At 49.3% G+C, this 23,071-nt stretch carries 25 protein-coding genes and 3 tRNA genes; 6 read left to right on the top strand and 22 right to left on the bottom strand.

Annotated features, from left to right (window positions below):
- Window positions 1–195: 195 nt before the first annotated feature.
- The 4 genes from ACPXV9_RS08580 to ACPXV9_RS08565 form a co-directional block, all read right to left on the bottom strand.
- Entirely contained in the window at window positions 196–816 is a 621-nt protein-coding gene (locus tag ACPXV9_RS08580) for a dUTP diphosphatase (RefSeq protein WP_423896035.1), read from the bottom strand.
- Between the two features lie 21 nt (window positions 817–837).
- The gene (locus ACPXV9_RS08575) at window positions 838–1,614 is read right to left on the bottom strand and encodes a TatD family hydrolase (protein ID WP_423896034.1); all 777 of its coding nucleotides are present in this window, start codon (window positions 1,612–1,614) and stop codon (window positions 838–840) included.
- 107 nt (window positions 1,615–1,721) lie between these two features.
- Window positions 1,722–2,069 (bottom strand): PilZ domain-containing protein, encoded by a 348-nt coding sequence (locus tag ACPXV9_RS08570; protein ID WP_423896033.1) that lies wholly within the window; start codon window positions 2,067–2,069, stop codon window positions 1,722–1,724.
- Between the two features lie 62 nt (window positions 2,070–2,131).
- Entirely contained in the window at window positions 2,132–3,166 is a 1,035-nt protein-coding gene (locus tag ACPXV9_RS08565) for a DNA polymerase III subunit delta' (RefSeq protein ID WP_423896032.1), read from the bottom strand.
- A 134-nt stretch (window positions 3,167–3,300) separates the two neighbouring features.
- Here ACPXV9_RS08565 and ACPXV9_RS08560 point away from each other — a divergent pair, with 134 nt between their 5' ends.
- Window positions 3,301–3,933, top strand: a complete 633-nt coding sequence (locus tag ACPXV9_RS08560; RefSeq protein WP_423896031.1) for an RluA family pseudouridine synthase — start codon at window positions 3,301–3,303, stop codon at window positions 3,931–3,933.
- 5 nt (window positions 3,934–3,938) lie between these two features.
- Here ACPXV9_RS08560 and tmk read toward each other — a convergent pair whose 3' ends face one another.
- From tmk to ACPXV9_RS08475, 17 genes are all read right to left on the bottom strand, one after another.
- Entirely contained in the window at window positions 3,939–4,574 is a 636-nt protein-coding gene (tmk, locus tag ACPXV9_RS08555; RefSeq protein ID WP_423896030.1) for a dTMP kinase, read from the bottom strand.
- 41 nt (window positions 4,575–4,615) lie between these two features.
- On the bottom strand, window positions 4,616–5,641 hold the full coding sequence (mltG, locus tag ACPXV9_RS08550) for an endolytic transglycosylase MltG (protein WP_423896029.1): 1,026 nt from the start codon (window positions 5,639–5,641) through the stop codon (window positions 4,616–4,618).
- Entirely contained in the window at window positions 5,638–6,510 is an 873-nt protein-coding gene (pabC, locus tag ACPXV9_RS08545) for an aminodeoxychorismate lyase (RefSeq protein WP_423896028.1), read from the bottom strand. The genes mltG and pabC overlap by 4 nt, the downstream gene beginning before the upstream one ends.
- 44 nt (window positions 6,511–6,554) lie before the next feature.
- Window positions 6,555–7,790: a beta-ketoacyl-ACP synthase II gene (gene fabF / locus ACPXV9_RS08540; RefSeq protein WP_423896027.1), complete on the bottom strand. Its 1,236-nt coding sequence runs from the start codon at window positions 7,788–7,790 to the stop codon at window positions 6,555–6,557.
- A 228-nt stretch (window positions 7,791–8,018) separates the two neighbouring features.
- Entirely contained in the window at window positions 8,019–8,255 is a 237-nt protein-coding gene (acpP, locus tag ACPXV9_RS08535) for an acyl carrier protein (RefSeq protein ID WP_166993717.1), read from the bottom strand.
- A gap of 189 nt (window positions 8,256–8,444) precedes the next feature.
- Entirely contained in the window at window positions 8,445–9,188 is a 744-nt protein-coding gene (gene fabG, locus ACPXV9_RS08530; RefSeq protein ID WP_423896026.1) for a 3-oxoacyl-ACP reductase FabG, read from the bottom strand.
- Window positions 9,189–9,207: 19 nt separating this feature from the next.
- Window positions 9,208–10,155, bottom strand: a complete 948-nt coding sequence (gene fabD, locus ACPXV9_RS08525) for an ACP S-malonyltransferase (RefSeq protein WP_423896025.1) — start codon at window positions 10,153–10,155, stop codon at window positions 9,208–9,210.
- 82 nt (window positions 10,156–10,237) lie between these two features.
- Window positions 10,238–11,233: a phosphate acyltransferase PlsX gene (gene plsX / locus ACPXV9_RS08520; protein ID WP_423896024.1), complete on the bottom strand. Its 996-nt coding sequence runs from the start codon at window positions 11,231–11,233 to the stop codon at window positions 10,238–10,240.
- A 15-nt stretch (window positions 11,234–11,248) separates the two neighbouring features.
- Window positions 11,249–11,431, bottom strand: coding sequence for a 50S ribosomal protein L32 (gene rpmF / locus ACPXV9_RS08515; RefSeq protein WP_423896023.1), 183 nt, complete (start codon window positions 11,429–11,431; stop codon window positions 11,249–11,251).
- A gap of 42 nt (window positions 11,432–11,473) precedes the next feature.
- On the bottom strand, window positions 11,474–12,016 hold the full coding sequence (locus tag ACPXV9_RS08510; RefSeq protein ID WP_423896022.1) for a YceD family protein: 543 nt from the start codon (window positions 12,014–12,016) through the stop codon (window positions 11,474–11,476).
- Window positions 12,017–12,299: 283 nt separating this feature from the next.
- The gene (locus ACPXV9_RS08505; protein WP_423896021.1) at window positions 12,300–13,511 is read right to left on the bottom strand and encodes an EAL domain-containing response regulator; all 1,212 of its coding nucleotides are present in this window, start codon (window positions 13,509–13,511) and stop codon (window positions 12,300–12,302) included.
- A gap of 169 nt (window positions 13,512–13,680) precedes the next feature.
- Window positions 13,681–14,499 carry a hypothetical protein gene (locus ACPXV9_RS08500; protein WP_423896020.1) on the bottom strand — a complete coding sequence of 273 codons (819 nt, stop codon included), beginning with the start codon at window positions 14,497–14,499 and terminating at the stop codon, window positions 13,681–13,683.
- The gene (locus tag ACPXV9_RS08495) at window positions 14,496–15,638 is read right to left on the bottom strand and encodes a methyl-accepting chemotaxis protein (protein WP_423896019.1); all 1,143 of its coding nucleotides are present in this window, start codon (window positions 15,636–15,638) and stop codon (window positions 14,496–14,498) included. The genes ACPXV9_RS08500 and ACPXV9_RS08495 overlap by 4 nt, the downstream gene beginning before the upstream one ends.
- 258 nt (window positions 15,639–15,896) lie before the next feature.
- Window positions 15,897–17,843, bottom strand: a complete 1,947-nt coding sequence (locus ACPXV9_RS08490; protein WP_423896018.1) for a putative bifunctional diguanylate cyclase/phosphodiesterase — start codon at window positions 17,841–17,843, stop codon at window positions 15,897–15,899.
- Window positions 17,844–18,087: 244 nt separating this feature from the next.
- Window positions 18,088–18,163: transfer RNA gene (locus tag ACPXV9_RS08485), tRNA-His, on the bottom strand.
- 35 nt (window positions 18,164–18,198) lie between these two features.
- Window positions 18,199–18,275: transfer RNA gene (locus tag ACPXV9_RS08480), tRNA-Arg, on the bottom strand.
- A 44-nt stretch (window positions 18,276–18,319) separates the two neighbouring features.
- Window positions 18,320–18,396: transfer RNA gene (locus ACPXV9_RS08475), tRNA-Pro, on the bottom strand.
- Between the two features lie 267 nt (window positions 18,397–18,663).
- On the opposite strand from ACPXV9_RS08475, the gene folD reads away from it, so the two are divergent.
- The 4 genes from folD to ACPXV9_RS08455 are packed head-to-tail and all read left to right on the top strand — an operon-like array spanning window position 18,664 to window position 22,096.
- Complete coding sequence (gene folD, locus ACPXV9_RS08470; protein WP_423896017.1) at window positions 18,664–19,509, top strand: bifunctional methylenetetrahydrofolate dehydrogenase/methenyltetrahydrofolate cyclohydrolase FolD; 846 nt, start codon at window positions 18,664–18,666, stop codon at window positions 19,507–19,509.
- A gap of 20 nt (window positions 19,510–19,529) precedes the next feature.
- On the top strand, window positions 19,530–20,276 hold the full coding sequence (gene truC / locus ACPXV9_RS08465) for a tRNA pseudouridine(65) synthase TruC (RefSeq protein ID WP_423896016.1): 747 nt from the start codon (window positions 19,530–19,532) through the stop codon (window positions 20,274–20,276).
- Window positions 20,277–20,325: 49 nt separating this feature from the next.
- Entirely contained in the window at window positions 20,326–21,021 is a 696-nt protein-coding gene (gene rsuA, locus ACPXV9_RS08460; protein ID WP_423896015.1) for a 16S rRNA pseudouridine(516) synthase RsuA, read from the top strand.
- Window positions 21,022–21,037: 16 nt separating this feature from the next.
- A complete protein-coding gene (locus ACPXV9_RS08455) occupies window positions 21,038–22,096 on the top strand; it encodes a methyltransferase (RefSeq protein WP_423896014.1) in 1,059 nt (352 codons plus the stop codon).
- On the opposite strand, the gene ACPXV9_RS08450 is transcribed toward ACPXV9_RS08455, so the two are convergent.
- On the bottom strand, window positions 22,093–22,650 hold the full coding sequence (locus ACPXV9_RS08450) for a DNA-J related domain-containing protein (protein WP_423896013.1): 558 nt from the start codon (window positions 22,648–22,650) through the stop codon (window positions 22,093–22,095). The genes ACPXV9_RS08455 and ACPXV9_RS08450 overlap by 4 nt on opposite strands.
- Window positions 22,651–22,732: 82 nt before the next feature.
- Between ACPXV9_RS08450 and ACPXV9_RS08445 the strand changes: the two genes are divergently transcribed.
- Entirely contained in the window at window positions 22,733–23,014 is a 282-nt protein-coding gene (locus ACPXV9_RS08445) for a pyrimidine/purine nucleoside phosphorylase (RefSeq protein ID WP_423896012.1), read from the top strand.
- Window positions 23,015–23,071 lie beyond the last annotated feature (57 nt).

Here is a 23,071-nt window from a genome sequence, read left to right as displayed (position 1 = left end):
GCCAGCTGCGCCGGTTACGGCAACACGAACAGGTGCTTTCACAATAATTCTCCGGTTTGATCTTTTTGTTTGGTCTTTTGGACTGCGGGGCGCGAAAACCCGCGACCCACCTCTTAAGGCGGGCCCAATTATAGGGATCTTGCAGAAAATTGCATCTAAAAACGCGCCAGACTTAGCCCAAGGTCTACAAGCCCTTTATCGAGCCAGTTCTTGATAGCGCTGATTCAACGCCTGATAGAGCTCATCTTTAAAATCGGACTTGGCGGTATCCAGTTCTTTGACGGCTTCAACCAAGTGCTCGTTGTCTTCTTTACCAGACCAATTCTTGATGTAGCTACCATCCTGATAACCATTGTCCTGACGAAAGAAGTTCAGGACATTCTTTCCTACATAGCCGATGTAAAGATCTTCGAAACTCAGCTCAATGCCGGCCATGAGTCGGGCAAAAGCGCGCACACAAAAGGATTTTTCACTCAGGGTTTGGCAGGCAAAGGCTTCCAGATCCTGACGAAAATCGGGCTCATCAGTCTGGATATGCAACTGGGACTCAATCTCGGCGGCAAGATCAGTAACGGCTTTGCCACTGGAAAGCAGAATACTCAGGCCAAAGTGCCAGATATCGATAAGCTCCAGTTGTACCTGTTCGATATCCGGTGTCTGCTTTTTCCACCACTTCCAGCCATAGTGATCCAGCAACTCGGCGCATTCAATCCAGATGGCCCGATACCATTCAAAATTTTGATTGCGCCAGTCAGTATGAACCTTGGTATTCATGCTGTCCTGAAGCTCCAGCATGGTAATGATCTGTTGTTGCATGTATCCCCCTGAAGTCCCGCTTTAAACGGCCTTTTTAAACAAATTATGGAAATTCTCACTCGTGGTCCGGATGACCTCCTGGTAGCTCACGCCTTTTAACTCGGCGATAAACTCGGCCACCTGTTTGACATACCCCGGCACATTGGCCTTTCCACGGTAAGGTACCGGGGCCAGATAAGGTGAATCGGTTTCAACCAGCATACGGTCGAGCGGCACTTTACTGGCAACGTCCCGCAGCTCAGTGGCATTTTTAAAGGTCACAATCCCGGAAAACGAGATGTAGTAATTCATGTCCATGGCGGCTTTGGCCATCTCCCAGCTTTCGGTAAAACAATGCAGAACTCCGGCATTTTCCATGCAGCCATGTGCCTTGATCAGATCCAAAGTGTCCTGACGAGCATCGCGGGTGTGAACAATGACGGGGAGTTGAGCTTCAGCCGCAGCCTGCAGGTGCACCACAAAACTGTCCTGCTGTACCGACTTGCTGTCATTGCTGTAGTAGTAATCAAGGCCTGTTTCGCCCAGAGCAACCACCTTGGGATGAGCGCTCCACGCCACCAGTTGTTCAGCCGTTGCCAGGCCCTTTTCCACATCCAGCGGATGGACACCAACGGAGCTTACAACCTGAGGATAGTTTTCAGCCATGGCCACCACGGCCTCACGATTGTCGAGACTGATTCCAACACAGAGCATTTTCTCAACGCCCTGCTCTGTTGCATGAGCCATGACGGCATCCAGGGAATCATCAAATTTATCGAGTTTGAGTCGATCCAGATGGCAGTGAGAGTCAATTAACATAATAACTTCCGTACAACAAAATCGGATTAATCAGGGAAATAAAAAGGCCAGCTGATACTGGCCCTGAATAACATCATGTTCGGTATGAATTCGTTACTGTCAGCAAATCACATGGTATGAGTAGGACGATCGGAGTCCAGCGAACCGGCCAGATAGGTTTCAATTTTTTTCGACGCGGTATCGTCCTGGTCACTGAACTGCACACCGACGCCTGCCGCGCGATTACCCTGAGCACCCTTGGGGGTCACCCAGACAACCTTGCCTGCCACCGGAATCTTTTCCGGCTCATCCATCAGATTTAACAACATAAACACCTCGTCACCGAGGCTGTAATTTTTGTTGGTGGGGATAAACAGACCGCCGTTCTTTACAAACGGCATATAGGCCGCATAGAGAACCGCCTTGTCTTTAATGGTCAGCGAAAGAATGCCATTTCTGCCACCGAGTCCCTGCATGTTAAATCTCCAAATGCCGTGTCTATACAGACTTGCAAAAAATCAGGTAAGAACCAATGCTGCTAATTTAGTCCATTTAACAGCGAATGTCTCGCCTGCTGAGGTCTTTGCGACTGTTTTAGCAAGGCTTGCCAGTCCATCAATAATTCTTCGAGAAGCAGTTGCTTGTTGGGGTTACTGCCCGATAGGAGTTGCCGCTTGGTGATGATCAGCTTATCGAGCAGTCGAAAGACCAGTTGCTCTCTGACCAACAGCAATTTGCCAACCACCAGCTTCTCTCCTTCATGGTGTGGACTGGCATCCGAAAAGCGGGCTTTGGCTGATAGCTGCAACCAAAACAGCAACATCTCGACCAGCGCCAGAGGATCACCACCCTGAAGTTTCTGAGCCACATCAAGCGGAGAGATTCGGAACTCGGCAATATCGATCAGATATCGGGCAAACTGCTCCCGTATCTCCAGTTGATCACCATCCATCAACTCAAGGGCAGTCAGGGGAGCACCGGCGGCGCAATCAAGCAAATATTCAGGTTCCTGACCAACGGCCAGCGGCGTCAGCCACTCCAGGCTCTGACTGCGATCGGGAATGGCAAATTCCAACTGCTGACAGCGACTGCGAATGGTCGCCATCAACAGACTGGGCATATGAGAGACCAAAATCAGTGTGGTGTTGCCTGCAGGCTCTTCGAGACATTTTAACAAGGCGTTTGCCGCATTCAGATTCAATGATTCAGCGGGCTCAATAATGGCCACCTTGTGATTCCCCTGCTGGGGGGTTTTGGCGACAAACTCGGTCAACTGCCTGACCTGATCGATTTTGATTACCCGGCTTTTGTCTTCTGGCGCCAGATAAAGGTAATCCGGATGGCTTCCCGCTTTCATTAACAGGCAGGTTTTGCAATTGCCACAGGGGGTTTGATTTACCGGGGACAGGCAGGTTAATAACCGGGCAAAGGCTTTGGCAAAATGAACCTTGCCTATGCCCTCATGGCCCACCAGCAGCAGAGCATGGGGTAATTTACCATCCGCTTGCTGGCCAGACAGCCGTAGCCAGAGTTGCTGCTGCCATGGCAGCGGGGATAACAGGTGATCAGACATGAGGCTTTCAGTGGCGATATTTACAGGCAAACAGACAAGTCGGAAGATTACCAAATTGGCTAGGGCAATAACACCTGTTGATACAGTTGAGACAAAGATGGCTCAGACAAACGGGCTCTGCGATAATCGCGGCCATGAATCATCAAGCACTGCATATTCTCTACGCAGATGAAGATCTGCTGGCCATTAACAAACCCGCCGGATTACTGACCGTTCCCGGGCGAGGCATTGATAATCAGGACTGCCTGATCAATCGGGCACTGGATGCCTACCCCAACAGTCGGGTTGTTCACCGTCTCGATATGGCAACGTCCGGCATTGTCCTGTTGCCGCAAAACCATCAATCACTGAGTGCACTCAGCAAGCAGTTTCAGGCACGCACAGTCAAAAAACGCTACTGCGCCTTAGTCTATGGATGTATGGATGCTGATAATGGCAGCGTAGATCTGCCGTTGGTCTGTGACTGGCCCAATCGCCCCAGACAGATGGTTTGCCACACCAATGGCAAACCTTCACAAACTAATTATGAAGTGGTTGAACGTGAGAATGGCTTCAGTCGCGTTTTACTCTACCCCATCACAGGTCGGTCTCACCAGCTGAGGGTGCATATGCAGGCATTGGGGCACCCTATCCTTGGTGATTTCTTCTATGCTCACGAGCGGGCTTTGACGCCCTATTCCAGACTGATGCTGCACGCTGAATACATCGCTTTCAAGCACCCCAGAACAGGTGAAAGCATCACTCTGGAGTGTCCGCCGGCATTTTGAGCGCCTCAGGGCAACGTCAGTTGTCGCTCTAGACAGCTGCGAATATCCGCCTGGACTTGTTCCAGGGGTTGTCCCGCATCAATCAATTGATAATGATCCGGAGCCTGATCCGCTCGCTCTCTGTAACCACGACGAACCCGTTCAAAAAATGACAGTTCTTCGGTTTCAAAGCGATCAAGGTCGCCTCTTTGCCGAGCCCGTTTCAAACCAGTTTCAACATCGATATCAAGAATGAGCGTCAGATCGGGGCGTATGTCATTTTGTACCAGAGTCTCGAGGGACCTAATGGTCTCCAGTGCCAAGCCTCGACCGTACCCCTGATAGGCAAATGTGGCGTCGGTAAAACGATCACATAACACCCACTGGCCCTTTTCCAACGCAGGCAGAATGACTTGGTTTAAATGCTGTGCTCTGGCCGCAAACACCATTAACAGCTCGGCGGTAGGATCAACGGTTTCATCTCGTTTTTTTAGCAAAAGCTCGCGCAACTCTTCAGCCAGCGGCGTACCACCAGGCTCTCGGGTCACCAGCAAAGGGATGCTTTGATCCCGAAGATAGTTCTCAATAAAAGTGCGATTGGTGGATTTACCAACTCCTTCGGTACCTTCAAGGGTCAGAAATTTTCCGCGTGACTGTGACAATGATTGGCCTGCTGTGGTTATTTTCGCTGGGGTGGCAATGATTACTGAGGTGCCGAGCGATAGTTCGCCTTACGTGTTAACTGGTATTGACGAACTGCTTCCTCGTGTTCAGCCAAAGTGGCAGAAAAATAGTGACTACCGTCACCTTTGGCTACAAAAAACAACGCATCACCGTCTTTGGGGTTGAGTGAGGCTTGAATCGCCGCACGGCCCGGAAGTGCAATAGGCGTGGGGGTCAGCCCATTGATGACATAGGTATTATAAGGTGTTGCCTGTTTCAAATGGTGGCGCCTTATATTGCCCTGATAGTCATCGCCTAAACCATAGATAATGGTCGGATCTGTTTGCAGGCGCATCCCCTTGTTGAGGCGACGCACAAATACGCCGGCGATATCGGCTCTTTCACTGGGTACACCCGTCTCTTTTTCAACAATGGATGCCATGATCAATGCCTCATAAGGCGTTTCATATGGCAGAGGTTCTGTGCGTTTACCCCACTCATCTTCAAGCACCTGTTGCATACGCTGATAGGCCCTAAGCAACAGATCAAGATCAGTCGAACCTTCTGTGTATTGATAGGTATCGGGGAAAAGCCAGCCTTCGGGATTTGGTTGGCTGATACCCATAAGCCCGGCAATTTCGGCCACTGTTTTACCCTTGAGGGTGTGTTGTAATTTGTCCTGCTGAGCCAGAACATCGAGCGACTCTTTGAAAGTCGTCCCCTCAACCAAAGTAATTTTGTAACTGATTACCTGACCTGATAACAGTAGCTGCAACACTTCCAGATCGGAAGTGTTCTCTGCCAATTCGTATTCGCCGAGCTTGATGTTGGTTTGATCCATCAGGCGTGCAAACAGCACCAGCATACGTGGATGCTGAACCACCCCCTTTCGGGCCAAGCGGTTGGCAACAATGGTCAGGTTTTCACCTGCCTGCACTTGTATTGTTCGGTGTTCCGTTGCCACCGCAATGGGGGCTGTTAACATTTTTAATGAAATACCGGCACTGATTAACATCAGGGCCGGCAGCAGAGCCATACCCAATAGAATTTTCTGCAATCTGGTCAAAATTCAAAATGCTCCTTAGGGTGGCCGATAGCTTGGACTAGATAATCATCTACGGCCTGTTTTATGGTTTTAATCAAAGGGTTGCCGGAAACAAACCCCTGAGCTGCAATGGATGCAATTTCTACCACACCAGTAAGGGCATTGCATTTAAAAGCTGCTTTGAATTCTGCCAGGTCTGTTGCGGCAACAGTCTGAACAGTGACCTTTAATTGCAATGCTGGTGCCAGCTCTTCAATAATTAAACGGCGCAAAACCCCGGCGACACCACAGTCGCTTAGCTCGGGAGTTACCAAACGCTGGTGTTGATCAATAAAGAACAGATTACTGTTGGTTGTCTCTATAACGTGGCCGTTGCTGTCGCATAACAGGCCATCGCGATAACCTGCGGCTTTTGCCTCTTGTCGGGCCAGTACATTCTCCAGGCGATTGAGGTGTTTTATGCCCCCCAGACGGGGATTTTCATACATGGGGGTTTCACAGCGGATCAGATGCTCACTGCCGGGTGGATGAACCCGCCCCGGAGTGAAACGCACTACGACATTGGCTTTTATGTCCGCAGAGTACTGATAACCGCTAGTGCTGCTGCCTCGTGTGACCATCAACTTGGTGACGCCATGTCGGGCTTCTGGCTCAGAGTGAGTAAGATAATGTTGCAGCTGATTAAGACTGTCTGAGAGGCAGTCTCGGGGCACATCAATACCCAGTCGATTCAAACCATGCTGCAATCTGTCTTTATGAAACTGCCACAGGGGCATGATACCGGCCTGTACCCGAATGGTTTCAAACACACCGTCACCAAATGCCAGCCCCCGGTCATCGACAGCAATGGTGTCAGTGGGGATGCCATTAACAAGAAGAAAAGGTTTCATCAGCACGCAGATGGTTTAAGCCCGGAAATAAACAGAATCATCAATCAGATTTTACGGAAAACCAGTGAACCATTGGTTCCGCCAAAGCCGAAGGAATTGGACAGAGCAATTTCTATGGGTTTCTCTTGAGCATTCTTCGGCACCAGATTGATATCGCAATCGTCGCTGGGGTTATCGAGATTGATTGTGGGTGGTGCCACCTGATCCTGAATCGCCAAAGCAGTAAAAATAGCTTCGACACTGCCGGCAGCACCCAACAAATGACCGATCATGGATTTGGTGGAGCTGCAGGCTACCGAGTTTGCCCCCTCTCCTAACACCGATTTAACCGCACGACATTCCGCTACATCACCGGCAGGCGTAGAGGCTCCATGTGCATTGATATAATCAACGGTTTCTGGATTGACGCCGGCATCGTTCAGGGCATTGCGCATCGACATGGCTGCACCAGCACCATCTTCCGGTGGTGAGGTCATGTGATAAGCATCACCGCTCATACCAAAACCAATCAATTCACAGTAAATCTTGGCACCACGGGCTTTTGCCATTTCATACTCTTCGAGCATGATCACACCGGCACCTTCCCCCATGACAAAGCCATCACGGTCTTCATCCCAGGGGCGACTGGCCGCTTGAGGATCATCATTGCGGGTAGAAAGCGCACGGGCGGCACCAAAACCGGCAAGGCCAACATTTGTGGTCGACATCTCCGCACCGCCAGCGAGCATGGCATCGGCTTCACCGTATTGGATTATTCTCGCCGCCTGGCCAATGTTATGAGTTCCAGTGGTGCAGGCTGTCACAATCGATATATTGGGACCTTTCAGTCCGTATTTGATGCTCAGGTTGCCGGCAATCATATTTTGAATGGCGCCGGGTACAAAAAATGGAGAAACCCGGCGCGGCCCTTTCTCAGCAATAAGCAATGACGTTTCAGCGATGGATTGTAGACCGCCAATACCAGATCCGATGGCGGCCCCAACTCTTGGGGCATTTTCTTCGGTAATTTCCAGTCCCGCATCCTCAAAAGCCTGAATACCAGCGACCATGCCGTACTGAATAAAAGGATCCATTTTGCGTGCGTCTTTGGGAGCCATATAGGGCTCTACGGAAAAATCTTTCACCTGAGCCGCAAACTTGGTGCCGTAAGCTGAAGTATCAAACTTCTCAATCAGAGATACGCCGCTTTGGCCTGCGAGAATGCCCTCCCAGCTTGAAGCAACATCATTTCCCAATGGGGAAATCATACCCATTCCGGTAACAACAACTCTACGACGCAAAACGAAACCCTCCAAAGGTTTGGGATAAATGGCTTAAAGCCATGCATTATTATTGGTAGCTTACAGGGAATCAGCCAATTTTTTTATTTTGGCATTATCTGGCAGGCATTAAAAAGCCGCTTTATTGAATAATAAAACGGCTTTGGCCGATTTTGCTCTGCTCTTTAAGAAGCCGGATTCACTAACGATAAGCGAATCAAAGCAAAATCAAAATACCTGATTGGGTTATTAACCCAGGTTGGCATTTACGTAATCGATAGCCAGCTGAACAGTGGTGATCTTTTCAGCTTCTTCATCAGGAATTTCGGTCTCGAACTCTTCTTCCAGAGCCATTACCAGCTCAACGGTGTCCAGAGAATCCGCGCCCAGATCTTCTACGAAAGAAGCTTCATTTTTTACTTCTTCTTCTTTAACACCCAGTTGCTCGGCAACGATTTTCTTTACGCGCTCTTCAATGCTGCTCATAGTTAAATTTAACTCCACGTTATTTGTTAGCAGTTTGATTGCACCTTATTTGCTGAGTAAATCCCACCAAACAACGGAACAAACAAGTAGTTAGTTCAAGCGAAACTCGTCGGTCATTTTACCTAAAATTTCGAGAGTTGAAACAATTAAACTCAAAAAATCAGGCCGACCGGCAAATCCCACCAGAATTTAGTTCATATACATGCCGCCATTCACATGAATGGTGTCACCGGTGATATAAGCTGCGGCGTCGCTGGCAAGAAACGACACCACTCCGGCAATTTCTTCAGGCTGTCCCAGACGCCCCAGAGCGATCTGATCAAGCATCAATTTCTTTTGATCATCGGTCAGCTCCTTGGTCATATCGGTATCAATAAAACCAGGCGCAACGGTATTGACTGTAATGTTGCGAGAACCTACCTCTTTGGCCAGAGCACGGGCAAATCCGGCCACCCCAGCTTTGGTCGCAGCGTAGTTGGATTGTCCTGCATTACCCATTGAGCCTACCACGGAGCTGATATTGATAATGCGACCCCAGCGGGCTTTCATCATGCCGCGCAGACAGGCCTTGCTGAGTCGGTAAATGGCACTGAGATTGGTATTGATCACATCGAACCATTCTTCATCACTCATGCGCATCAGCAGGTTATCTTTGGTAATCCCGGCGTTATTAACCAAAATGGTGGGTGCACCGTATTCATCCTGAATTGATTTTAACAAGGCCGCAACAGACTCAGCCTCGGTAACATTCAGCACCTTACCGGATCCCTGAACCCCCTTTTCTGCAAAACGAGCACTGATTTTGTCAGCACCGGATTCCGATGTGGCAGTGCCGATAACAATCGCACCCTGCTCGCCCAGCATGTCGGCAATGGCTGCACCAATGCCACGGCTGGCACCTGTTACCAATGCCACCTTGTCTTTCAAGCTCATATTCATTCCTCAGTTATTCTTAAGATTCAGCAACAGCTTCCAGCGCTTTAGCCAAATCGGCTGGCGTTTCGGAGGCAAAACTGGTCAGAGACTTGTCAATGCGTTTACACAGACCGGACAGGACCTTACCGGGACCACATTCAACCAATGTATCAATACCTGCGGTTTGCAATGCTTTGGTGCAATCTACCCAGGGTACAGGCGTATAAATCTGTTGATACATAAGTTGCTGAATGGCTTCAGGATTATTCTCAACTGCAGCGGTGACGTTATGTACAACAGGTGTTTCTGGCGCCTTATAATCGGTTGCATCAATGGTTTCTTTCAGACGATCCGCAGCCGGCTTCATCAAAGAAGTGTGAAACGGAGCACTGACAGGCAATGGCATGGCACGCTTGGCACCAGCGGCCTTGCACAGTTCACCGGCACGTTCAACGGCAGCCGCTGAGCCAGCGATAACCACCTGTCCCGGTGAATTGAAGTTTACAGCGGCAACAACCTCTCCCTGTTCAGCCTCCTGGCAAGCTTTGTTGATGGCTTCATCGTCCAGACCAATGATCGCAGCCATTGCGCCCTCACCGGCAGGAACCGCTTCCTGCATGTAGCGACCACGAAGCTGAACAGTTTTAACGGCATCTTTAAATTCAACAACACCCGCGCAGACCAGCGCAGACCATTCGCCCAAACTGTGACCGGTCATCAGCGCCGGCTGGGCGCCACCCAGTTGTTGCCAAACCCGCCAGATCGCCACACTGGATGTCAGCAGCAATGGCTGAGTTCGCTCGGTCTGATTGAGTTCTTCCTGAGGGCCTTCCTGAACCAGCGCCCACAAATCATACCCAAGCACTTCCGAGGCCTCAGCAAAGGTTTCTTCCACTACCGGGTACTCGGCTGCCAGCTCTGCCAGCATGCCTACTTTCTGCGAGCCCTGACCGGGGAAAACAAAGGCAAGATTTCCTTTAGACATAGATATCCAATCCTGATTATTTGATTACACAGTAAAGGGAAAAATTGACCACTGCATGACAGTGATCAATTCAGGAGCATTGTTAGAGGTAGGCTTCAAGAAGGCTTTCGTTAATCAATTGGGGGACGTTGTGATTTACCTGATCCAACGCCGTTTCCAGTGCGAAACGAAAGCTCCTCGCGTCCGCACTTCCGTGGCTTTTAACCACTGTTCCCTGCAATCCCAAAAAGCTGGCCCCATTATAGACTGCCGGGTCAAATTTGTTATGCCATTTCAGCAACAGTGGCTGGGCAAATAGGCCAACCAACCGGCCCCACCACGAAGATTCCAGCTCAGCCTTAAGACCTGAAGCTAAAAATCTGGCCACACCCTCGCTGATTTTGAGCGCAATATTACCGACAAAACCGTCGCAGACCACAACATCTGCACGGCCCTCAAAAACCTGATCACCTTCTATATAACCCTGATAATTCAGCGCCTCATTTTCGCGCAGTAACGTAGCTGCAAGACGAATCTTTTCATTACCCTTAATGTCTTCAGAACCATTATTAAGTAAGGCTACAGCAGGTGAATGGGATTTCCCCAATGATTGCGCCAGAACACTGCCCATAATGGCAAACTGAAGTAATTGCTCGGCGGTCGAGTCGACATTGGCGCCCAAATCCAGCGCCAGACAGGAACCCGTCTCGGTTGGCACATATTTACAGATGGCCGGCCGATCAATGCCCGGAAATGTCTTTAACACGAATCGACCAATAGCCATCATGGCACCGGTATTACCCGCACTCACACAAGCCTGACAGCGGCCGCTGGCAACCAGCTCAATAACGCGCCACAACGAAGAATCTTTTTTTGTGCGCAGCGCCTGTGATGGCTTGTCGGCCATACCGATGACTTCTTCGGCGTGCTCGAAGCGAATATTGGGAGGAAAATCAGGGAGTTCAAGAAGGGATTCGTTACCGACCAGGGTCAGCTCTACCTCAGGGTGAGACAGGGCAAACTCCAGACAAGCCGGTAACGTAGAACGGGGACCTAAGTCCCCGCCCATCAAGTCAACTGCAATGCAGGTTCGCTGCATCGGAGCTGTACAATATTACTCGTCGTTACCGGTTTCGATAACTTTACGGCCTTTATAGAAGCCGTCTGGAGTAACGTGGTGACGGTAGTGCTTCTCACCGGAAGTTGGATCTACAGACAGGGTTGAACCAGTCAGAGAATCGTGAGAACGACGCATACCACGCTTGGAACGAGTCTTTTTGTTTTGTTGAACAGCCATTGTGTGCTCCTACTTTTCACTATTTTCCGGAACCGGGGCGCCTCAGGATTTCGGCGAGCCCTTAAGTTGTTCCAGTATTTGAAACGGGTTTCTCTCATTGGATGAGGCCTCTTCACCGGCTTCACCCTCGTCACCGAAACTGGTTTTACTCTGACAATTATGGTCGTGATAAGAAACCATAGGTAGCTCGAGCAATATTTCATCTTCGATAACGGTGTAAATATCTGTGACGCCCTCCCCGACAATCAATGGATCAAAGCGCTTGGGCAGATTCTTGGCCTCGTCTTCATCCCAGACGATCGCCAGATTTAACTCAGCCTCAAACGGTAGCTCCATCGACTCCAGACAGCGCTGGCAAGTAACCTCGGCGAGCCCGGTTATCTCTCCTTTAATCAGGCGAGTGCGTTGCTCATCCATACCAAAAGCCAGTGCCACATGTACTTCGGCACTGGGATTAAGTACCAGTTCCGCCACTCGAGGCATATCTGAGAAGGCTACCGGGCCTTCTATTTCGATCTGCTTTTGAGCGAATTTCCGCGGATCAAGCTGGCGCGGCAATCGTGTTTTATCTGGGGTGGTCGACATAAGCGCGCAATAATAGGGATCTGCAAGGCTCCTGTCAAAGGAAAAAGCCTTTAAAATCGGGGGATTAGCAATATTTTTTGACTGGGACAAAAAGCCGGGGGCAAACCGAACTCCAGCGACTGTCTCAACAGTCAGCTAACAGCCCCCAGTCAAGCACTTCCGCGGACAAAATAAACATCGCATATTGCTTCAATAATGAACTGCAAGCTATTGAAATTTAAAGATTTGCAACCCGAAAAAACATGCTCATGAAAGAGTCTTCAATCAGCCCAAAACAGAATAATCAGGTATGTCCTTCTTCCCAGCTTTGATGCCAGCTTTCGAATGCCTCGGGCTGCAGTGGCTGGGCCACAAAGTAACCCTGCATAAAATCTGCACCAATATGACAAGCCACATCCCACATGGATAGAGTCTCAACCCCTTCTACGACCACCTGCATGCCCAACCGCCTGGCCATGGAAATTGAAGACTCAATGGCCGCACGTTTGGATTCATCGCGATGCAGCTCCAACATAAACTGCTTATCAATTTTGACGACATTGAATGGCAGGTGCTGCAGCCGCTCAACAGTAGAAAAGCCTGCCCCGAAGTCATCAATTGCCAGCTTTAGACCATTAATGGAGAGACGACTCAGAACTTCCAGAACGGCGGTAAAGTCCTCAACCAGCCCAGTCTCGGTCACCTCAAGAATAACCTTGGAAGCAGGTACCTGATACTCCTCCAGTTTGCCAATAAGATACTCTGGAATTTCCAGCGTACTGAGCATGCCGGCAGAGATATTAAAGGAAATATGAGTATCGATACCCTTCTCCTGCCATGCGCGCCACTGTTGCAGCATGCCCTCGATAACAAACAGGGTTACAGGGCGAATCAAATCGGTGTTTTCGAGGGTTTCGATAAATTGTTGTGGGTAAATCACCCCCCGGCTTGGGTGATGAAGGCGCAACAGCACCTCTGCACTGTAGAGTCGACGACTGTGCACATCAATGATGGGCTGGTAGTAGAGTTGAAACTGCTGCTCTGCGATGGCTCTCAGTAATTCATGAACTTTGACTTTGTTGAGATAGGCTTCAGTCCTGTTATGGACCCCCATAAGCTCCTGATAGCGCTGCATCACCTCAACCACCGAGGTAACGGTAATGGGCTTGGGTACACTGCCAATAAAATCCAGCCGGTGCATTTTGACCAGGCTTTCAACGGTTTTAATGACTTTGGGTGACGTACCGCTGATCAGAATAATGGCAACATCCATTTTGCGCTTTTTGATTAAACGCAAAAATTCAATGCCATCGGTTCCCGGCATATTCAGATCGAGAAAGATCAAATCGAGCGGTAAGCCTTCATCAATTAGCTCCAGCGCCCGCTCTGCCGAGTTGGCAGTAAACACATGGGAGAGCTCACATTCATCCTTGAGAATACCTCTTAGCAAAGAGGTTATGGACACGCTATCGTCCACAATCAGACAGCGTGTCTCCTTGGAAATATTAAACGCCATAGGCCTATAGCCGCATTCCCTGTTGGTATTATCCCTAAAGGCTATCTGGATTTTTAACAAAATCAAAGAGCGGCGCAAAAATAAACACAGAAAAGAACAGCAAGAAATCGAAATGACAGCTAATAACACAGATGCCATAAGGGCTCTGTACCAGAGCCCCGATTAAAGATTATCGCTTAAGCTGCCACCGAACTTCTTCAATCAGCTGATCATACTGATCGTGCAGGCCATTGAGCGCTTTGGATGCCAAATCAAAAAACTGTGAGGCCGGCATCGAAACCTGATCGAGAATGATTTGTCTTTTGACGCAATCCAATAGTTCATTGGTGGCATCAATGCACTGTTGATCCGTTCTCAATTGTGACCAGACAGAGTCGGTATTTTCGCTTACCTTCTTGCACAGATAATTCAGCTTGATACGGGAGATGCTGTCGCACTCCCCCTTGGCAGCAACACCGGTACCAACAGCGCGGGCCTGACCGATAAATTCAGAGGCCGACAAAAGATCTCGCCAAAGTAAGTAGAATGGCTTATCTCCTTGAATTTTTAGGCTGAGCAAACCGTGATGCAGTGCCATATCATCGATCAAGAACAGCACGCTCTGGATCAGTTTGTTGTGCTGCAGCAGATTGTTTTCCATCTCATTATGACGGAAATTGCCGGCAAGCCTGGCCCAATGCTGGTTAATATTTTGCCAGCGCTCGCTTTTTTCAACCCACTCACCCACCTGGCAGATATCACTGATGTCACGACTGACCTGCACTTGCAGCGACTGGATTTCAGCCAGCAAGTCCATGCTGCCATTAAGGTAACCGTTACTGAGACCGCGGTGCTGTTGAATATGGGACAGCAATCTCTTCATGCTTTGCAGCCAGGAGAGACCGGCCATTTGTCTCTCATAGCGTTGTTTTACGTAGTTGTGGCGCAACAGTGCCGCCACCACAATCAATATCAACGATGCTGTAACTATCATGGCCAGATTGTTCATATGGCCTCCTCTTCTTTACGACACAATTCATGCAAATGCTGGGCAATACGTGAAGACTGCTCCGCTTTATCACCATTTTCTCTGGCAACCATCGCCACCTCTTCAATCGACTGGGAGATTTCAGCCGCAGCCTGTTTCTGCTGGACAGAGGCCTCAGAGATCGCCGAAAGCCCCTGAGTAACGGATTCTGTGTTATGGGCTATGGATTCAAACATCTCACCGGCCGATTTAACCGCAGCGGAACTCATGGAGGTTTTATTAACTACTTGATCCATACCCTGGATCACCTCATCCATATTCTGCTGAACTTCTTCAATATTGTCTGAGATCTGTTTTACAGAGGAATAACTGCGGGTAGCCAGAGCCCGAACCTCTTCCGCCACCACGGCAAACCCCCTGCCATGCTCGCCTGCACGAGCGGCCTCAATTGCGGCATTGAGAGCCAGCAGATTAGTCTGCTCTGATATCTCGCGGATAACGTTGGATATGGTGGAAATATTGGCGACCTTGTCATTAAGCTGTGTAATTTTCAGTTTGGTCGTGTCTATGAACGTCGTCACCTCATCCATATCACCAATGGCCTCACTGATGGCGCCAACACCTTCATGACAGCGACCAGTATTGACTGCAGACGACTCGTAAGCCCCTTCCATACGCTGAGCAATCTCATCGATACTGTGGCTGATTTCCGTGACCGTAGCAGCTATTGTGGTTGTTGCCTGAGATTGCTGGAGGATATTCGCTGCCAGTTGCTGAGCCGTTGAGCTCAGCTCTGCAGATGAATAGCCAATTTCTGAGGCCATGTCTTTGTGCCCGGTTTTATCCCTGCGTAAATTGCTTTCAGCTTCAAGCAGAGTTTTATCCAGCTGCGCAAACCCATTCATCTGCTCGGTGAGCTGATCCGGATCCAGATGATCAAAATGGGTCAGAGCTTTTTGCAGGTGCCCCATTTTTTGAGCAGTGATCAATGGCAGGCAAAATGACAAATAAACTGCCAGCAAGAAAAACGACAGCGCAACGGCAGAATTCCCACTTACCCATTGCAACAGAACAGTGACCAAAAAAAGCAGTGCAATGATTAATGAGTAGATATTCAGGCCAACCAGCTTAACCAGGTTACCTGCAGGTATAAAAAACATAACAGAACCTCACCCTCATCCTGAGGGATCCAACAATATTCAAGCAATCCTTGCCATCATTTATTCAGGAATACCTTTCCCTGAATGACTCAAACAACAAAAGGTATAATAGACTGAGCAAAATACGTTCCAGCACTAGAGAACGCTAAAAATGCACAGGATTGTGACGAATACACGACAAAAAAGAGATGGCGCGCCTCAAAACAACGCAGCAAAAAAACAGGTGAGCACCAACATGGTGCGCCACCATTCAAAAACTCAAGCGCTCAAAGAGTGAGCCTCACCACACAACCCAGGAATAATGTTATCAAGCGCTTCGGCAGGCATAGGTTTGCTGAACCAGTAACCCTGCCCGAGATCAGCCTTCATGGCAGCCAGGAGTTCGGCTTGTGCCTCACTCTCAATCCCCTCGGCGACAACTTGAATACCCTGACTGTGTGCCAAATCGACAATTGAGCGCACCAAATCGCGGCGCCTGACATCAGTTTCAATGGCATCCACAAAGGTTTTGTCTATTTTCAGTTGCCGTGGCTGAAAGTGGCTCAAATAACCCAAATTAGAGAAACCTGTACCAAAATCATCGATACTTAAACCAAAACCGGACTCGCTCAATGCTTCCAGCAATGGATGACGAGAATTAACAAAATCAGATTCAATAATTTCTATGTCTATATATTTAGGATCGACTCGGTACTGACGACACAGACTGTTTAAAAATTTCACAAAATTGGGATCATCCAGCTGTCTGGGTGAAACATTGATCGCCACGGTAATGTCCACACCGGATTTATGCCAACGGGAAATTTGGCTCACAGCAAGCTCTGCGACCTTTTGCCCTAACAGATGAATCAGACCGCTCTCTTCCGCCAGCGCAATAAAAGTTGTTGGGATATTGAGTTTTGGGTCATCAGATTTGAGCCGCGCCAGCGCTTCCACGCCGGCAACCCGACCGGTCTGCAGATTTAATTGCGGCTGGAAATGCAAATGCAGCTGATTGCGGCGTAAGGCCAGACGCAATTGATTGATCTGCTCTGCCTTGTTCTCCATGGCTTGGGACATTTTCGGATCATAGATAGCTGCTCTGTCCATCCTGTGCAGTTGCGCATGGGTAGCAGCTATGTCTGCGTACTGAAACAGCCTGTCGGCATCACGGGCCTGCAACGGAAACGAACAGCAACCAGCAAACGCGGATATTTGATGTCGATAACCCTTGAATGAAAAATCCTGCCCAAGGCGATCTAATAATTTACCGAGGCCACGCTTAAGGCTGTCGTCATTTCTGCCAGGCATAATCATCAGGAAATCGCCACCCACTGAACGGGCAATGATGTCATCTGGAGCCGACTCGCTTTCAAGTCGCTTGGCCGCCATGGTGATCAAACCATCCTGAACTGAGCAGCCATGTGCTTGGCCCGCCGCGCCAATCCCAAGCAGACTGACCTTAACCAGATGAAAAGGCGTTTCACTATCAATCAGCAGCGTAATTTTCTTTAGCAGACTCTGACGGTTATAGAGCCCGGTAAGATAATCATGTTTAAGTAACCAATTGGCTTTTTGCTTTGCAGCCTGCTCCCGCTGTAATAAACGACTCGTAAATACACCACTGAAGCGCAAATAGAGAACGGAGCAAAGTGCCAGCAATACAGCAAGACAAATGGTCAACCCAACGCTTTTATTCCAAAACTGTGCTGAAGCAGCCTGTGCCTGCTGTTGAATATCATGGTAGACCTCGGCAACCAGATGCATGGGCACGTCATTTATCATTTGCAGATCGCGCAACGCCTGCCTGATATCGGCAGCCTGACCAAGCGAATTTCTGGCCTCCTGGTAGCTGATTCTCAGAACTTCAAGCGCGTAGATGATGTGACGAACACTTTCAGTCAGGGACAGACTATCTGACCTGACCAGCAACTGATTGGCCAATTTCATGGTCTCTACCTCACTGCCCCTGAAACTGACCCATCGCTCTGACTCCTCAGCAGAGCCATAGTGGATCAGATACTCACCCCATTTTTTTGAGTGATTCTCCAGTGATAGCTTGAGATCAGCCGCTATCCGGGCGTCGGCTTGCTCTTTCAGCAAGTGTTGGTGTTGCCCATAGAGGAAATAAGATTGAGTGCTCAGGCCAATGGTTGCCAAAAGCAATATAAGAAGTGGCCCTGCGGCAAGACGCACCAGTATTGTACGTATGGTTTTATCTAACAAACCGGACTCCAGTACACCTATTTACTGGGGCGCGCTGACAAATTCTATTGAATGCCCCAATCCGTGGACTGCAGAGTAACAACAGGCGGTGACAGAAATATGACGAAATAGAGCCTCGATCTCTTCTATTCAGAGACTCAGACACAAGGAATGGGCAATCTGCCCGTTCTATTTTAAGGCCATTTCTAAAACACCCAAAAAGAAAAAAGCCTTGCAAATCATAGACCTGCAAGGCTTTTCTGTATGGGGTGGACGAGGGGACTTGAACCCCCGACGACCGGAATCACAATCCGGGGCTCTACCAACTGAGCTACGCCCACCATAGAGGTGTATCCTCCGGGCAGCATTCAATGAATGGCGCGCCCGGCAGGATTCGAACCTGCGACCATCCGCTTAGAAGGCGGATGCTCTATCCAGCTGAGCTACGGGCGCAATACAAGGCCCTGAAGACCAGCCTTCCCAGGCTCTTGAAATAGTGGTCGGAGTGGAGGGATTCGAACCCCCGACCCTCTGGTCCCAAACCAGATGCGCTACCAAGCTGCGCTACACTCCGACTTCTCATGGACGCTGCCGTCCGAAGAGGTGCGCATAATACTCATGCCCCCTTTGCCCGTCAACACTATTTGCTTCACTTTTTTTATTTTTTTATTAAAACCAATAACTTAGATAAAAAATCGGCGATTTGTTCAAAAATACTGCCCGGCATACTTATACATAGATATTGGACTTAACCATGGGCTATGGGAAAATACGCGCCCTTTAGATTACCACCCATTATTAACAGCCACCTTTAAATAGAACACTTAAATAGAGACCCGACATGTCCGCACTCGTTTTAGACGGAAAAGCCCTGGCGCAAAAGACCGAACAAGAACTTACCAGCCGCGTTGCCGCACTTAAGGAAAAAAGCGGGGGCCAAACCCCTATTCTTGCCACGATTCTGGTGGGCGGCGATCCCGCATCGGCTACCTATGTGAAAATGAAGGGCAACGCCTGTACCCGCATCGGTATGGACTCCCTCAAGGTTGAGTTACCGGAAGAAACCACCACAGATGAACTACTGGCCAAGATTGAAGAGCTCAACACCAACCCCAATGTGCACGGTATTCTTCTGCAGCACCCGGTACCGGATCAGATTGATGAAAGAGCCTGTTTTGATGCCATTGCTCTGGAAAAAGATGTCGACGGTGTAACCTGCCTTGGGTTTGGGCGTATGAGCATGGGTGAAGAAGCCTACGGCTGTGCCACTCCAAAAGGCATTATGCGCTTACTGGAAGCTTATGACATTCCTCTGCAGGGTAAGCACGCCGTTGTAGTTGGACGCAGCCCAATTCTCGGCAAGCCGATGGCCTTGATGCTGTTGAATGCCAACGCCACGGTCACCATCTGCCACTCTCGCACCCAAAATCTGGAAGATCATATTCGACAGGCTGATATCGTGGTTGGTGCGGTAGGCAAACCAGAATTTATCAAAGCCGAATGGATCAAAGATGGCGCTGTGGTAGTTGATGCCGGCTACCATCCTGGCGGCGTTGGTGACATTGAACTGGAACCGCTGAAAGACCGCGCTGCGGCTTACACCCCGGTTCCAGGTGGTGTTGGCCCCATGACGATCAACACCTTGATTTATCAGTCTGTCGATTCTGGCGAGAAAAAGATCTCCTGACCCCCGGCAGACTCTCGTCAATGGAGACCCTCCCCGTTCTCTATCAGGACGAATATCTCATTGCGGTGAACAAACCCAGCGGTCTGCTGGTGCATCGCAGTGAGATAGATCGCCATGAAACCCGTTTTGCCCTGCAAATTCTGCGCAATCAGCTTGGCCAGTACGTTTACCCCGTACACCGCCTGGACAAGCCCACCTCCGGCGTGCTGTTAATGGCCTTGTCCAGTGACATTGCCAGACAACTGAGTGAATCCTTCGCTCAACGTCAGGTGGCAAAAACCTATCATGCCATTGTGCGTGGCTACAGCCCTGAGCAAGGCTATATTGACCACCCATTAAAAGAAGAGCTGGATAAATACACCGATAAAAAAGCACGCCTTAACCGCGAACCACAGTCGGCCCAGACCGCCTTTTCCACACTGGCCACAACCGAAATCCCGGTGTTGATTGAAACCTACCACCAAAGCCGCTATTCACTGGTGGAGTGTCAACCGGAAACCGGGAGAAAGCACCAGATTAGACGCCACCTTAAGCACATCAATCACCCAATCATCGGCGATGCCAAACATGGTCGGGGACGCCATAACCGATATTTTAAAGAGCACTTCGATGCGGGCCGACTGTTGTTGCACGCCAGCAGATTGCAGTTACAACACCCCGTTACCAAACAGCTTCTACATGTTGAAGCGGACTTTGATGCCTGCTTTATGTCTCTGTTCAAGCGCTTTAACTGGGATAATCCCCTAGCCCACTGCTCACAGCCATAACCGTTGTGCGATAATGGTCTTTTATTTCTGAGAGGTCTCCAGTCACGCCATGCGTCTCGACAAGTACATCAGCCAAACTACGGATTTTTCCCGAAAGGAAGTTAAGAAAATGATCAAGAATGGCTGGATTGATGTTGACGGCGCAATCCAGACTGACGCGGGTTCACAGGTGATGCCCGGGCAACAAGTTTGCCTTGATGGTGAACCTCTGGCCCAACCTGGCCCACGTTATTTTATGCTGAACAAACCTCAGGGGTATGTATCGGTTACCAAGGACGCCAATCACCCCACCGTGCTGGAATTGATTGAAGAACCCAATCTGGATAAGTTGCAAATCGCCGGTCGCCTCGATATCGACACCACCGGGCTGCTGCTAATCACCGACGACGGCCAATGGAATCATGCCATCACCTCCCCCAGAAAATCCTGCAATAAGGTCTACCATGTCACTCTGGCCGAGGACATATCCAACGAAACCGCGCCGAGATTTTCCGAAGGAATCCTTCTGGATGGCGAACTGAAACCGACACTGCCTGCCACTCTGGACGTGATCTACGCCAATGAAGCCCGTCTGACAATTCAGGAAGGCAAATATCATCAGGTTAAACGCATGTTTGCAGCCGTCGGCAACCGGGTTGTTGAATTACATCGCGAGCGGGTGGGTGACATTGTTCTTGATCCGGATCTGGCTGAAGGTGACTATCGCCCGTTAACAGAAGCTGAAATCAGCAGCGTTCAGCCGTAAAGGATTAAATCTCTCAATGACCGATTGTTCTTTCCAACTGTTACTGCCTTACCTGCAAAACCGCGGTGAATCCACTCTGCTGATCGCCGATGAAAATTTGCTTGCAAGCATATCGTCACTGGCTAACAACCCGGATTTACAGGTAATCAGTAACCGCTTTGATGTCATCCAGGCCTGCAACAGCAACGGCATTAACGGCTTTTTCTCAGATTTTGACTTCTCCCCACTGCAAGATCACCCTCCGACGACCATTGCCTATCGCATCTCCAAAGAACGCCCGGTTGTGCATCATGTTATCAATCAGGCTTTTCGTATTTTAGAGCCCGGCGGCCGCTTGATACTCAGTGGCGAAAAAGGTGACGGCATCAAAAACACAGTGAAAGCGGCTGCAAAATTATTTGGCGCTGCGACTACAGCAATAAAGAATGGCAACAGTTACTTCGCCGAAATACACAAGCAGATGGAGTCTCCTGTCAGCAAGTGGCTTGACGATAAAGACTACAATAACCTGCGCGAAATCGGACAGCTGCAGGACAAGCCTGTATTAAGCAAGCCCGGCACCTTTGGCTGGAATAAATTCGACAAGGGCAGCGAGTTTCTGATCGAACAGGCAAGCTGCTACCTGAATACCAAACAACTGAGCAATGTCAGCTTGCTGGATCTTGGTTGTGGCTACGGTTACATCACGCTAAAGACCGCCCACTGGGACTTTGTCACCGAGCGATTCGCCACTGACAATAATGCCGTAGCCCTGCTTTGCCTTAATAATAACGCCGAACACTGGGGGATAGATCTCAACCTCAGCGCGGGTGATTGTGCCAGTCACATCGACAAAACCTTCGATCTGATCTTGTGCAACCCACCATTTCATCAAGGCTTTGACACAGACTCATCACTGACAAGGAAATTCCTGTCGCAAACTCATCGTCTGCTCAAGCCCGATGGTGAAGCCCTGTTTGTGGTCAACCAATTTATCCCACTGGAAAAACTGGCTAAAGATCAGTTCAGGGGAATCGACATTCTGGGTGATAACGGCAGCTTTAAAGTCATTGCCCTGAGAAAGCGCGCTGACTAGCCATAAATTTTGATCAAAATATCCCGAGCGCGATTGATTTCCACCAGCTGCTGATGATCACCGCCACGATCCGGGTGCAGTGCCATGGCTAATTTCCGATAGCGGCGCTTTATATCCTCAATCGTTACAGGCGCTTGTAAATCGAGCATCTGGAGAGCCCAGGCGCTGTCATCCATAGCCAGATATTTTTCCCAAAAGCGATTAAGTAAACCCTCAACAGAATCCTGAGTTGCGCCCTTGAAGTTTGTCCAATCCAGATAATAGTCACTTAAATCCGTGTGCATTAAGTCAGCAACAGCGCCGTTGTTATCAAACTGGGCTTGCGGCTGATCGATAAAAATTTCCAGTGGCGAAATAATCAAAGTCGGATAACGATCACGCTTAAGACTGTAAAGTGCATTCATTACCAGAAAGTGCGCCTGAAACATGGCCACTGAATCCCGACTGTAGTCTTCACCCAACGCGTTCTCTTCGACCAGATAACGTATCAATTGATGCTCTGACAGGCGTCCGCCGCCCAAGGAGGACAATATTTGAGCAACTGGTTGCAGCAAGGGGTTATTCAGCGTCGACTCCCGATTTTATTCTGTAGCGCGCAACCGTATAATCGGCGCACTGATATTTGAGGTCTCTATTATGTTCAATACTAACGAATACTTCGATGGCAAAGTCAAATCCATTGCCTTTCAAACCGAAACTTTGCCTGCCACTGTAGGTGTTATGGCTCAGGGTGAATACGAATTTGGCACCAGCCAAAAGGAATATATGACAGTAACCAGTGGCTCACTGACCGTAAAGCTGCCAGGCAGTGATGAATGGCAAACCTTTAAACAAGGCGAAACTTTTACTGTAGAGGCCAATCAGAGTTTTGGCGTAAAGGCTGATGTTGAGTCATCCTACCTGTGCTTATATGAGTAAGATCAAACACCTCTGACGGTTTTTGATTTAGGATCTTAGTTAATACCACTGCAACGG

The organism is Candidatus Pelagadaptatus aseana (assembly GCF_040362265.1).
Classification (GTDB): Bacteria; Pseudomonadota; Gammaproteobacteria; order Pseudomonadales; family Cellvibrionaceae; genus Pelagadaptatus; species Pelagadaptatus aseana.
This window is presented reverse-complemented; position numbering and strand designations above follow the sequence as displayed.